13 protein-coding genes are annotated in these 12,570 nt (G+C 51.2%); 8 read left to right on the top strand and 5 right to left on the bottom strand.

Translation table 11 applies throughout. The annotated features are described in order from the left end of the window. Positions 1–27 precede the first annotated feature (27 nt). From tsaB to rnd, 4 genes are all read left to right on the top strand, one after another. The gene (gene tsaB / locus Dpoa2040_RS14090) at positions 28–729 is read left to right on the top strand and encodes a tRNA (adenosine(37)-N6)-threonylcarbamoyltransferase complex dimerization subunit type 1 TsaB (protein ID WP_042870669.1); all 702 of its coding nucleotides are present in this window, start codon (positions 28–30) and stop codon (positions 727–729) included. 76 nt (positions 730–805) lie between these two features. After that, the gene (locus Dpoa2040_RS14085; protein WP_042870668.1) at positions 806–1,435 is read left to right on the top strand and encodes a Slp family lipoprotein; all 630 of its coding nucleotides are present in this window, start codon (positions 806–808) and stop codon (positions 1,433–1,435) included. A gap of 232 nt (positions 1,436–1,667) precedes the next feature. Further along, positions 1,668–3,338, top strand: coding sequence for a long-chain-fatty-acid--CoA ligase FadD (fadD, locus tag Dpoa2040_RS14080; protein WP_146411260.1), 1,671 nt, complete (start codon positions 1,668–1,670; stop codon positions 3,336–3,338). Between the two features lie 198 nt (positions 3,339–3,536). Continuing rightward, a complete protein-coding gene (gene rnd / locus Dpoa2040_RS14075) occupies positions 3,537–4,658 on the top strand; it encodes a ribonuclease D (protein ID WP_168641667.1) in 1,122 nt (373 codons plus the stop codon). 73 nt (positions 4,659–4,731) lie between these two features. Here the strand turns inward: rnd and minE are convergent, their stop codons facing one another. The 3 genes from minE to minC are packed head-to-tail and all read right to left on the bottom strand — an operon-like array spanning position 4,732 to position 6,536. Then, complete coding sequence (gene minE / locus Dpoa2040_RS14070; protein WP_042870666.1) at positions 4,732–5,016, bottom strand: cell division topological specificity factor MinE; 285 nt, start codon at positions 5,014–5,016, stop codon at positions 4,732–4,734. A 3-nt stretch (positions 5,017–5,019) separates the two neighbouring features. Continuing rightward, positions 5,020–5,832 carry a septum site-determining protein MinD gene (gene minD / locus Dpoa2040_RS14065; protein WP_042870664.1) on the bottom strand — a complete coding sequence of 271 codons (813 nt, stop codon included), beginning with the start codon at positions 5,830–5,832 and terminating at the stop codon, positions 5,020–5,022. Between the two features lie 20 nt (positions 5,833–5,852). Further along, positions 5,853–6,536: a septum site-determining protein MinC gene (gene minC / locus Dpoa2040_RS14060; RefSeq protein WP_168641666.1), complete on the bottom strand. Its 684-nt coding sequence runs from the start codon at positions 6,534–6,536 to the stop codon at positions 5,853–5,855. A gap of 135 nt (positions 6,537–6,671) precedes the next feature. Here minC and Dpoa2040_RS14055 point away from each other — a divergent pair, with 135 nt between their 5' ends. The 3 genes from Dpoa2040_RS14055 (at position 6,672) to Dpoa2040_RS14045 (ending at position 8,524) form a co-directional block, all read left to right on the top strand. Beyond that, the gene (locus Dpoa2040_RS14055; protein ID WP_168641665.1) at positions 6,672–6,944 is read left to right on the top strand and encodes a YcgL domain-containing protein; all 273 of its coding nucleotides are present in this window, start codon (positions 6,672–6,674) and stop codon (positions 6,942–6,944) included. A gap of 379 nt (positions 6,945–7,323) precedes the next feature. Beyond that, complete coding sequence (locus Dpoa2040_RS14050) at positions 7,324–7,980, top strand: fumarylacetoacetate hydrolase family protein (protein ID WP_168641664.1); 657 nt, start codon at positions 7,324–7,326, stop codon at positions 7,978–7,980. 97 nt (positions 7,981–8,077) lie between these two features. Beyond that, a complete protein-coding gene (locus Dpoa2040_RS14045) occupies positions 8,078–8,524 on the top strand; it encodes a YcgN family cysteine cluster protein (protein ID WP_168641663.1) in 447 nt (148 codons plus the stop codon). Between the two features lie 156 nt (positions 8,525–8,680). Here the strand turns inward: Dpoa2040_RS14045 and dsbB are convergent, their stop codons facing one another. Beyond that, on the bottom strand, positions 8,681–9,211 hold the full coding sequence (gene dsbB / locus Dpoa2040_RS14040; RefSeq protein ID WP_168641662.1) for a disulfide bond formation protein DsbB: 531 nt from the start codon (positions 9,209–9,211) through the stop codon (positions 8,681–8,683). A gap of 861 nt (positions 9,212–10,072) precedes the next feature. Between dsbB and fadR the strand changes: the two genes are divergently transcribed. Continuing rightward, on the top strand, positions 10,073–10,792 hold the full coding sequence (fadR, locus tag Dpoa2040_RS14035) for a fatty acid metabolism transcriptional regulator FadR (protein WP_042870657.1): 720 nt from the start codon (positions 10,073–10,075) through the stop codon (positions 10,790–10,792). Positions 10,793–10,873: 81 nt separating this feature from the next. Here the strand turns inward: fadR and Dpoa2040_RS14030 are convergent, their stop codons facing one another. After that, complete coding sequence (locus tag Dpoa2040_RS14030) at positions 10,874–12,406, bottom strand: SpoVR family protein (protein WP_042870655.1); 1,533 nt, start codon at positions 12,404–12,406, stop codon at positions 10,874–10,876. Between the last annotated feature and the right edge of the window lie 164 nt (positions 12,407–12,570).

Here is a 12,570-nt window from a genome sequence, read left to right as displayed (position 1 = left end):
AATATTCTCTCCCTGCCTGAGGTTGGCATGTCTACGCGAATTTTAGCGCTTGATACCGCAACAGAAGCCTGTTCTGTTGCACTCTGGAATGATGGTGAAATCCATTTCCTGTTTGAGATTTGCCCCCGTGAACATACTCAGCGGGTATTGCCGATGGTTCAGCAACTGCTGGCCGATCATGGCATGGCGCTCAGTCAACTGGATGCGCTGGCATTCGGACGTGGGCCGGGCAGCTTCACCGGCGTGCGTATTGGCATCGGCATCGCGCAAGGTTTGGCGTTGGGCGCGGGTTTGCCGATGCTTGGCGTATCGACGCTGGCGACGCTGGCACAGGGAGCGTACCGCCTGAGCGGTGCCAGCCGCGTGCTGACTGCCATTGATGCCCGCATGGGCGAAGTCTACTGGGCAAGTTATGAGCGTGATCAGCAGGGCAACTGGCAAGGCGAAACGAGTGAAGCCGTGTTGGCGCCAGTCCAGACACAGTCACTGGCGGCGTCGCTGAGTGGCGACTGGGCCAGCGCGGGAACCGGCTGGCAAACCTACCCGGATCTGATCGACCATCCCGGTATTGCCCTGAATCGTACCGATGTTCTCTTACCGCAGGCGCAAGACATGTTGCCGCTGGCCTGGCAGTTATGGACATCGGGCGGTGCGGTGAGCGTGGAGCAGGCTGAACCCCGTTATCTGCGCAACAACGTGGCGTGGAAAAAATTACCTGGCCGCGAATAACAGCAACTTATCGCATTAGCTACAGTCTAATTTAGACATCGGTCATAAATTGACGACGGCAAGCAGGGTGTATGTGATGAGAATCCAAATTTTCGGAAACCAAACGTCGATGCCAGGAAGATTATGGCTACGCCGGAGTGGATGGTGCGGCCTGTTGTTGCTCAGCCTGAGCTTGTTATCTGGCTGCGTCACTGTGCCGGATGAAATCCGTGGCACCTCGGCAACGCCGCAGATGGACCTGATTCGGGTGATGAATGCGCCCAATCTGTACGTAGGGCAGGAATCACGCTTTGGTGGTCGGATTGCGGATATTCGCAACGAGGCCAATCGTACCCGGCTGGAGATTGTTGCGTTGCCGCTGGATAATGCGGGCCGCCCGCGGCTAAACGAACCTTCCGAAGGACGTCTGGTAGCCTACGTGAACGGTTTTCTGGAACCGGTAGAGTTCAAAAATCAACTGATCACGGTGGTAGGTCCGATTACCGGCACTGAACAGGGTAAAATTGGTGAACGGCCATATCAGTATGTGGTGGTAGGCATTCAGGGTTACAAACGCTGGCGAGTCGTACAGCAGGTGATGTTACCACCGCGGGCTTACGATCCCTGGTGGGATCGCCACTACCGTCATATGTGGGGACCCGGATGGGGACCCAGTTGGAATGACGGCTATGCGCCAGCGCAGGTAGAGTCGGTTGTCACGGAGTAACACGCGTTATCAGTCCAGCTATAGCCGGGCAGTGAACAGAGGCGACCAGGGTCGCCTTATTTTTTTGCAGTATGGTTTTTTGCAGTAATAGCAATACGTTGAAATTAAGTGATCGTCTTCTCAACCTGAACATTGTTAACTTCACCGTTATTAATATGAGTTAAAATATTGTTACATATCACTCAGGTTGGGATTGACTATGCCACTTAAAAAATATCTCTGGAGTGACGTTTTGGAAAAAATATGGTTAGCGCGTTACCCGGTGGATGTCCCTGCGGACATTGACCCAGATCGCTACACTTCGCTAATCGAGTTGTTTGAACACGCGGTGTCGCGTTATGCCGACCAGCCCGCATTTATCAACATGGGCGAGGTCATGACCTTCCGTCAGTTGGAGGAGCGTAGCCGCGCTTTCGCCGCTTACCTGCAGCATCAGTTGAAACTGAAAAAGGGGGAGCGCGTCGCGTTGATGATGCCTAACCTGTTGCAGTACCCCATTGCGCTATTCGGCGTTTTGCGGGCTGGGCTGGTGGTGGTTAACGTCAATCCGCTATATACACCGCGTGAACTGGAGCACCAGCTCAAAGATTGCGGTGCCTCGGCGATTGTCATCGTTTCCAACTTTGCCCATACGCTGGAAAAGGTGGTGTATAACACTCCGGTAAAACATGTGATCCTGACCCGCATGGGCGATCAACTGGCGCCGGCCAAAGGCACGCTGGTCAACTTCGTAGTCAAGTACGTTAAACGACTGGTGCCGACGTATTATCTGCCGGATGCCATTTCGTTTCGTCAGATATTGCAACAGGGCAGACGGATGCCGTATGTGAAGCCAGAAGTGAGCAATCAGGATCTGGCTTTTCTGCAATACACCGGTGGTACTACCGGTATCGCCAAAGGCGCTATGCTGACCCACCGTAACATGCAGGCTAACCTGATGCAGTCTAAGGCGGCGTATGGCCCGGTGCTGAAAGAAGGACAAGAACTGGTGGTAACGGCGCTGCCGCTTTATCACATTTTTGCGCTGACGGTGAATTGCCTGTTGTTTGTCGAAATTGGCGGGAAAAACCTGCTGATCACCAACCCACGCGATATTCCCGGCATGATCAAAGAGTTGTCCCACTATCCGTTTACCGCTATTACTGGGGTAAACACGCTGTTTAACGCCTTGCTCAACAATGAGGCGTTTAGCCGACTGGATTTTTCCACCCTGCACTTGTCGGTGGGCGGTGGGGCATCGGTACAACAGGTGGTGGCTGAGCGCTGGGAAAAATTGACTGGCATTCATTTGTTGGAAGGTTATGGATTGACCGAAAGCGCGCCGCTGGTAGCGGGAAACCCTTATGATTTGCAACATTACAGCGGCAGCATTGGCTTGCCGGTGCCGTCTACCGATGTGCGAATCATCAATGATGACGGTCAGGATGCGGCGCCTGGCGAAGCCGGTGAGCTGTGGGTGCGTGGTCCGCAGGTGATGTCCGGTTACTGGCAGCAGCCCGCCGCGACGCACGACGTGCTGAAAGAGGGATGGCTGGCAACCGGTGATATTGTCACGGCAGATGAACAAGGGTTCCTGAAAATCGTTGATCGTAAAAAGGACATGATTCTGGTGTCCGGCTTTAATGTTTATCCCAATGAGATCGAGGAAGTGGTGGTACGACATCCAAAAGTATCCGAAGCGGCGGCGGTTGGTGTGTCCAGTGCCACCTCAGGGGAAGCGGTGAAAGTCTTCGTGGTGTGTCGTGATCCATCGCTGACGGTGGAAGAACTGATCAACCATTGCCGTCGCAATCTCACGGGGTACAAGGTGCCACGATTGTTTGAGTTTCGCAGTGAGTTACCGAAATCGAACGTGGGGAAAATCCTCCGGCGTGAGCTGCGCAATGAGCAGTCAGCCGCCTGATGGTTGCCTGTGGGTGGGATGCCGGGTATGGTGGAGCCTGCCTGCTGAGCACCACAGGACAACATCGCCTTTCGCGTCAAGCCATTGCCTGCCCTGATGGACCGGTTGACCCGCGTAATGCCGATGGTCCGCCATAAATGATGTTTTATGCCCTGATCGCCGTTGAGCGCATTGGGGCGCAACCAAGAGAATACCGTTTTGAATTATCAGTTGATTACTACCGATGAAGGATTATCAGCGGTGTGCGCACAGGCGTGCGCGGTGTCTGAGGTGGCGCTGGACACCGAATTTGTCCGTACTCGTACCTATTACCCGCAACTGGGGCTGATTCAGTTGTATGACGGCGACAATCTGTCGCTGATCGATCCGCTGGCGATCCGTGACTGGGCGCCGCTTCGTGCGCTGCTGCAGAATCCGCAGGTGACCAAGTTTCTACATGCCGGCAGCGAAGATCTGGAAGTGTTTCTGAATGCGTTGGGCTGCCTGCCGTCGCCATTTATCGATACCCAGATTCTGGCAGCGTTTCTGGGCAAGCCGTTATCCTATGGTTTTGCGGCGCTGGTAGCGGATTATCAGCAGGTGGCGCTGGATAAAAGCGAATCCCGCACCGACTGGCTGGCGCGTCCGCTCAGTGAAAAGCAGTGCCAGTACGCCGCGGCAGACGTGTTTTATCTGCTGCCGGTAGCCAGAACATTAGTGGACGAAACTCGTGCTGCGGGCTGGCTGGAGGCTGCACAAGATGAGTGCCGGTTACTGTGCCAGCGTCGTCAGGAGGTGCTGGCGCCGGAATTGGCATATCGGGAGATCGGCAATGCCTGGCAATTAAGAGGACGCCATCTGGCTTGTCTGCAAAAACTGGCGGCATGGCGGTTGCATAAGGCGCGTGAGCGTGACAGTGCGGTTAATTTTATTGTCCGGGAGGAGAACCTGTTGCAGGTGGCTCGTTACCTGCCCGGTTCATTAGGTGAGCTGGATTCGCTGGGGCTAAGCGGACCGGAAATTCGTTACCACGGCAAGATGCTGCTGGCGATGGTGGCGGAAACTGCATCGCTGAGTGAGGCGGATTCTCCGCCACCTGTGGTCAATCTGATTGACTATCCCGGCTATAAGAAAGCATTTCGTGACATCAAGGCCTTGGTACAGCAGTGCGCGGAGCAGCGCGGGTTATCTGCTGAGTTACTGGCATCCCGGCGGCAGATTAACCGGTTGCTGAACTGGCACTGGAAACTGGTATCGTCTGAACATGAACCTGAAATGATAACCGGCTGGCGTAGTCGCCTGTTTGGGCAAGATCTGAAAGACATTCTGGCGCATTACTAACATCGGATTTACCGCCCTTGCAGACAAGGGCGGCAGCTTAAATCGTTTCCTTCAGATACCGGGAAAACGGTGATTACTTATCGGCAGGGGGCGGTGTAGGCTCGTCGGTTTCCGGCAGAGTCACGTTCAATTCCAGCACCGAAATGTCATCGCCTTTCTGCTCTAACTGCACCGTTACCATTTCCGGGTCGATCTGTACGTATTTGCAGATGACTTCCAGAATGTCTCGCTTCAACTGTGGCAGGTAATGCGGTTCGCTGTCCCCACGGCGTCGCTCCGCGACAATAATCTGCAGCCGTTCCTTGGCAATATTGGCTGTCGTTTTTTTGCGGGACAAAAAGAAATCGAGTAACGCCATGATTTATCCCCCAAATAGTCGTTTCAGGAAGCCTTTCTTCTCTTCCTCAATAAAACGGTAAGGCCGATTTTCTCCCAACAAACGATCCACGGTATCCGCATAGGCTTTACCCGCATCAGCCTCTTTGTCCAGAATGACGGGTTCGCCCTGGTTAGACGCACGTAATACTGACTGGTCTTCCGGAATCACGCCGATCAGCGGAATACGCAGAATCTCCAGTACATCTTCCATGCTCAGCATGTCGCCGCGGCTGACGCGGCCCGGATTATAGCGCGTGAGCAACAGGTGTTCTTTGATTGGCTCCAGACCTTGCTCGGCACGGCGTGATTTGGAGGACAAGATCCCTAAAATTCGGTCGGAATCCCGTACCGATGACACTTCCGGGTTGGTGGTGATGATGGCTTCGTCGGCGAAGTAAAGCGCCATTAACGCACCGGTTTCAATACCGGCTGGGGAATCACAGATAATAAAATCGAACTCCATATCCGCCAGATCCTGGAGCACTTTATCCACGCCTTCACGGGTGAGGGCATCTTTATCTCTGGTCTGTGATGCCGGCAGAATGTACAGGTTTTCGGTACGCTTATCTTTAATCAGCGCCTGATTGAGGGTCGCGTCGTTTTGGATGACATTCACAAAGTCATACACGACCCGGCGTTCACATCCCATGATCAGGTCGAGGTTACGCAGACCGATGTCAAAGTCGATGACAACCGTCTTCTTGCCTTTTTGGGCTAAACCGGTAGCAATGGCCGCGCTTGAAGTGGTCTTGCCAACGCCCCCTTTACCTGAAGTAACAACAATGATGCGTGCCATAAATAATTCCTTCCAAGGGCCTAGTCTAGAGGTTGTATAGTCAGAATATGGTCAGGCGGACTGAGTTTCAGGCGCGCCGCCTTCCCGAAATAATTTTCCGGTATCTGATCGCTGAGCCAATAACGCCCGGCGATCGACACCAATTCGGCGGCCAACTGGGTGCAGAAGATCTGGCTGTTGATATCGCCAGAGACTCCTGCCAGCGCACGGCCGCGCATCATGCCGTAAATATGAATATTGCCGTCGGCAATCACTTCAGCGCCTGCGCTGACATGACTGGTGACGATAAGATCACAGTCGCGGGCATAAATTTGCTGTCCGGAACGGACGGGGGTATTGATTACTCTGGTTTTTACTGGTGCGACAACCGGTGCGGGCGGCTGAGCTGTCCGCCGTTCTTTGCCTTCACGCAACAGCGGCAGCCCTGCTTTGGCGATGACGCGCCTGAGTTGTTCATCATTACATCCACTCACCCCTACAACTATCAGACCGGCGGCGGTAATGGCCTGCTGAAGCTTAATCCATTCAGCGTCAACGGGTAGTGCCGATACATTAACGACGACCGGCGCGTTTTTGAGAAACGCCGGTGCCTGTTCGATCTTTTCCTGCAAGGCCTGTTGAATAATATCGGGCTGTGCATCATGCAGGTGAACAACGGATAAGGTAAAGTTGCTGCCTTTCAACTCAATTGGCGTTTGTGACATCTGTCCTGACTCAGTTTCAGCATCTTTAAATCCCCAGAGTAGCATTAAGGCATGATATTCCAGAGCGCTTCGAGCATGTTATAGTCACATGAAAATACAGGCAAGACACCATTATCTTAGTTAAGAGTAAAAAACATGTATTGTGTGATCTACAGAAGTTCCAAACGCGATCAAACCTATCTTTATGTCGAAAAAAAAGACGACTTTTCCCGCGTCCCCGCCGAGCTGATGAAAAGTTTTGGTTTGCCGCATCTGGTAATGTTATTACCGCTTGATGGCAGCAAAAAACTGGCATCGGCTGATATTGATAAAGTAAAACAGTTGATTAGTGAACAGGGTTTTTACCTGCAATTGCCGCCGCCGCCGGAAAATTTATTGGATGAGCTACAGGCAAGTATAAAAAAATAATGCCCGAATTATTTTTTATATAATGTTCAAGGCGACTTCGGGAATCAGCTGCTGTTTTTTAATACAGGGTATCGGCAATAAGCCGGGAAATACTTTAGTTATGCTGATGTTATTCTCTTTAATACTGATTTATATACAGGTGTATTTTCTGTGGTGGGCAAATAACCGTATTTTTATTCATCCCATGCCATCGCTCTCCTGACCTAGTGTATTGATTGCGTTTGTAAAATATCGCGTGAAGTCATGATAAATTTCAGGTGCTGTTGCGCATTAATCGCACTTACTTTTTTGATGATGATACCGGTATGATGAGGTGGCTATGTCCCGTTTGCTATGGCGGACAGGCACCATCCGCTAACAGAAAGTCAGGAGAAGGTACATGTATCAACACAGAGACTGGCAGGGCGCATTACTGGATTTTCCTGCCAATAAGGTGGTGTGTGTCGGTAGTAACTATTCCGAGCATATCCGTGAAATGGGTAGCGCCAAACCGGCGGAACCGGTCCTGTTCATCAAGCCTGAAACCGCGCTGTGCGATTTGCGCCAGCCGGTGGCCATTCCTAAAGAACTGGGTTCGGTACATTACGAGGTTGAGCTGGCGGTGTTGATCGGCACGCCGCTCAAACAGGCTAATGAAGAGCGGGTTGCCAGAGCGATTGCCGGTTATGGCGTGGCGTTGGATCTAACGTTGCGCGATTTGCAGGCCGGGTTCAAGAAAGCCGGGCAGCCGTGGGAAAAAGCCAAGGGCTTTGATGGTTCCTGTCCGGTATCCGGGTTTATTCCGGTGGCTGAGTTTGGCGATCCACAGCAGGCTGAACTGGGTATCAACATCAATGGTGAAGTACGCCAGCAAGGCAATACGCGAGATATGATTACGCCGATTCTGCCATTGATCGCCTACATGAGCCGCTTTTTTACCCTGCGCGCTGGCGACATCATCCTGACTGGTACACCACAAGGGGTGGGGCCGTTGCAACCGGGCGATGCGCTAACCATTACGCTTAATGATCGCACGCTGACGACCCACGTTATTTAATTCTTTACCACCCGTGGCATCGCTGCGGGTGGTATCTGACATCTCCCCACTTTACAATACGCAGCCGTACATCCTGTTTATCATCGGAACTGCAGTTATGACTCTACAACCCTTTTGGGAAACCCAAACCCTCGATCAAATGTCGGACGACGAGTGGGAAGCGCTTTGTGACGGCTGTGGTCGTTGCTGCCTGCATAAGTTGATTGATGAAGACACGGATGAACTTTATTTCACCAATGTGGCCTGTAATCAACTGAACATTAAAAGTTGCCAATGCCGTAATTATGCGCGCCGGTTCGAATATGAGCCGGATTGCATCAAGCTGACGCGAGAAAATTTGTTGTCATTCGACTGGTTACCGGAAACCTGCGCTTATCGGTTGATACATGAGGGTAAAGGATTGCAGCCCTGGCATCCGTTGCTGGCGGGTTCCAAAACGGCGATGCACCAACAGAGAATCTCGGTACGATATATCGCCGTGCGTGAAAGCGATGTGGTGGACTGGCAGGATCACATCTTAAACAAACCGGAGTGGGCGCGATAGTTATTGATATTAATGATGTTATATCAATTCACTGGACCAAGGCATGTCATCGAGTGACATGGCTTTTCGCATTCACTCAGCCTGTCGTTATCCAGAACTGTGCTGTAGGTAACAATCAACCGGGCCGGTTACCATCCGACCCGGTATCGTACGCGTTTAGCGACCAAACAGATCGCGGCGTTTGGGGCGGAAAGGTTGGGCAATCAGTACCAGTGCTGCAACCAGCAGATAGGCACCGAAAATCACGATCATCCACTGCGGCATTTCCAGATTAAGGAAATGCCACTGGCGCTCGGCGCAATCGCCGGTGGCGGTAAAAACAACTGGTAGCCACTTATCCAGCGGCAACCAGGATGGGAAACTGACAAAAAAATCGCAGGTAACAAATGGCGATGGGTGCAACTGAATATTGGTGTGTTTGATGGCCAGTGACAAGCCTTCCCAGGCACTGTAAATCCATAATCCAATCGCCGGATAGCGTAGCAGTGTGCCAGGGGCGACGGCACCTACCAGTCCGGCCATCATTACGCCGTAGAGTGCGGCTCGTTGGTAAATGCATAGTACGCAGGGTTTCAACATCATGACGTACTGGAAATAAAGCGCAACCAGTTCGAAAACCAGTGCCGTGAACGCCATCAAAAGCCAAGCACTCCGACCACGGGAGCAACGGTTCAAAAATCGCAACATAAAAAATATTCCATGCTAAAAACGATAGTATGGGCAGTGATAACCGTGCTCACCGCCCTCATTGAATCTCTGCCCGGTTGAACTGACGTTTCTCACGGTGGCGCGGCTAGCGCCTGTACCGCGCACTGCGTCTGCATCGGCATTTGAACGGAGATTCTGCTGTGCCAAAAATACCCTGTTGTTTTTAACGCTCTCTACGAGTTATCGCCAGTTTCATGGCAAAATCCGCCCCTTACTATACACGATTTATGTGGGAACATGACGGTATTGATCAATGATGAGTCCGCTGTGTGCCTTATCAGTTTTATAACTGATCTGTAACGAGGTAAATGCGATATGCATCAGGCTAACTACGTTACTTATGAGCGACTTCATGCCATACTTGATCTGTACTGGTCATGCCAGTGAAAATAGCCGCCAGCGCTGATAAGCCATAGGGCTACTGCAGGTAACATTCAGGACTTCACTCAGGGACAGACTCTGTGTTTGCGGACGATCATGAGTAATGAAAGTGGACGGCAAGAACAGAGCGGATTGATGATTAGAAATAATAGAACGGTAACCTGCGCTAATCCGACTTAGTGCCAGCAACGCTGTCTAAAAAGAAATACGATAGTGGGGTAATCCTGCGGTGTTCGTTTTTTCTTTAGCGCTAATTTAATTTAACAATTTGATGGGTGTTGGAAGAAAATTATCGTAAATCACGGTAGATATCCGAGTTTGTTTACGGGTAATTGCCTTTAATCACAGTTTTTATGTCGAATTGAGACTTTCAGGTCCTGCTATGCTATGTGATGTAGGGTTCGTTTGGTATGATGATGTTGACTTTCACTGGTAAACATCGCTACGGAATATAAACTTATGGTTATAAAGGCGCAAAGTCCGGCGGGATTCGCGGAAGAATATATTATTGAAAGTATATGGAATAATCGTTTCCCTCCGGGTTCTATTCTGCCCGCTGAGCGGGAGTTGTCTGAATTGATCGGGGTTACGCGTACCACGCTACGCGAGGTGCTACAGCGCTTGTCCCGTGATGGATGGCTCACGATTCAACACGGCAAACCGACCAAAATCAATAATTTTTGGGAGACATCCGGGTTAAATATCCTTGAAACGCTGGCCCGGCTCGACCATGACAGCGTTCCCCAACTGATCGATAACCTGTTGGCGGTGCGTACTAACATCGCCGGGATTTTCATCCGTACAGCAATTCGCTTGCATCCGGCCAAATCGGTAGAAATTCTTAAGTTAGCCGAATCGGTTCAGGATACATCGGATGCGTACGCCGAGCTGGATTACAACGTGTTTCGCGGGCTGGCGTTTGCGTCCGGCAATCCGATTTACGGTCTTATTATCAATGGGCTGAAAGGGTTGTATATTCGGGTCGGGCGTTATTATTTCTCCAATACGGAAGCGCGTAAAACAGCACTGGCATTTTACCGCCGTCTGGAATCGCTGAGCCGTGATGGCCTGTATGATCAGGTGCCAGACACTATTCGTCAGTATGGTAAAGAAAGCGGGGCATTGTGGCATAGTATGCAGAATGCTATCCCCCATGATCTGGCTGAAGGCCGTCGTTAATTGATGGTAAGTAGATTGAAAAACGGGTAGCCCATTTGGCTACCCGTTTTTTTAACCCATTGTATACAATAGGATTGAATATCATAGAGTAGTACGTGGCGGACAACGGTCAATCAGTTCGACACTGCCGTCCTCATTCATCTGTTCCAGTGTCACCTCAAACCCCCACAGGCGGTAAACATGCTTCATGACCTCGTGGCTGCTTTTATCCAGCGGAGCGCGGTTTTGCGGCACATAGCGCAGAGTCAGCGAACGATTGCCGCGTAAATCCACATTCCAGACCTGGATATTGGGTTCGATATTGCTCAGGTTGTACTGGGAAGACAGCTCCTGACGGATCTTCCGGTACCCTTTTTCATCATGGATCGCGGCGATCTCCAGATAATTGTTGCGATCATCATCCAATACAGTAAATAGCCGGAAATCCCGCATCACTTTGGGTGACAGGAATTGGCTGATGAAACTTTCATCTTTGAAGTTTTGCATGGCGAAATGCAGTGTTGTCAGCCAGTCCTTACCGGCGATATCCGGGAACCAATAATGGTCTTCTTCCGTTGGATGTTGGCAGATGCGCTTGATGTCCTGAAACATGGCAAAGCCAAGCGCATACGGATTGATACCGTTGTAGTAAGGGCTGTTGTACGGCGGCTGGTAGACCACATTGGTATGGCTATGAAGAAATTCCAGCATAAAGCGGTCAGACAGTTTGCCCTCGTCATAAAGATGATTAAGGATGGTGTAGTGCCAAAATGTAGCCCAGCCTTCATTCATCACCTGAGTCTGTTTTTGCGGATAAAAATACTGGCTGATCTTACGCACGATACGCAGGATCTCTCGCTGCCACGGTTCCAGCAGCGGAGCATTTTTCTCCATGAAATAGAGTAGATTCTCCTGCGGTTCATTTGGGAAACGGCGGGCTTTTTCCGGCGAGGTTTCCTGTTCACGGCGGGGCAGCGTGCGCCAGAGTTCGTTTACCTGACTTTGCAGGTAGGCTTCGCGGCTTTTCTGGCGCAACTTTTCCTCTTCCAGCGAGATCTTCTGCGGTCGTTTATAGCGGTCCACACCGTAATTCATTAGTGCATGGCAAGAGTCGAGTAGTTTCTCCACCTCATCGGCACCGTGACGTTCTTCGCATTGTGCAATGTACTGACGGGCGAACAGCAGGTAATCGACAATTGAACTGGCGTCGGTCCAACTGCGAAACAGATAATTACCCTTGAAGAATGAGTTATGGCCGTAGCAGGCATGAGCCATCACCAGTGCCTGCATCGGCATGGTGTTCTCTTCCATCAGGTAGGCGATACAAGGATTGGAGTTAATGACGATTTCGTATGCCAGCCCTTGCTGGCCGTGTTTATAGCGTTGTTCGGTTTCGATGAATTTCTTGCCGAATGACCAGTGGGCGTAGTTGATAGGCATCCCGATGCTGGAATAGGCGTCCATCATTTGCTCGGAGGTAATTACCTCGATTTGGTGGGGATAGGTATCCAAACGGTACAGTTTGGCTACCCGGTCAATTTCATCCAGATAGACCTGCAGCAAATCGAATGTCCAGTCAGGTCCGTCACTTAGACGTTGTGGGTTTATTACCCGCTCATCAGTCGATATAGCCATCAGCGCACCCCTCACTATAACCGCCGTCACCTCATTGCGTCGGCATATTTAATCGTAGCTTATTTTGGGAAAAGTGATGTGAAATCGGTAGTTTGGATGAAGTCCTTGTGTAGAGGGTCGGATGACGTATTTCCGTCGGCTACGCCTGATGGCCGCACGTTGTT

The organism is Dickeya sp. CFBP 2040 (assembly GCF_012273755.1).
In the GTDB taxonomy this organism is placed as follows: Bacteria; Pseudomonadota; Gammaproteobacteria; order Enterobacterales; family Enterobacteriaceae; genus Dickeya; species Dickeya poaceiphila.
Note: the sequence above shows the minus strand (reverse complement) of the source record. Positions and strands in the feature narration are given on the sequence as shown.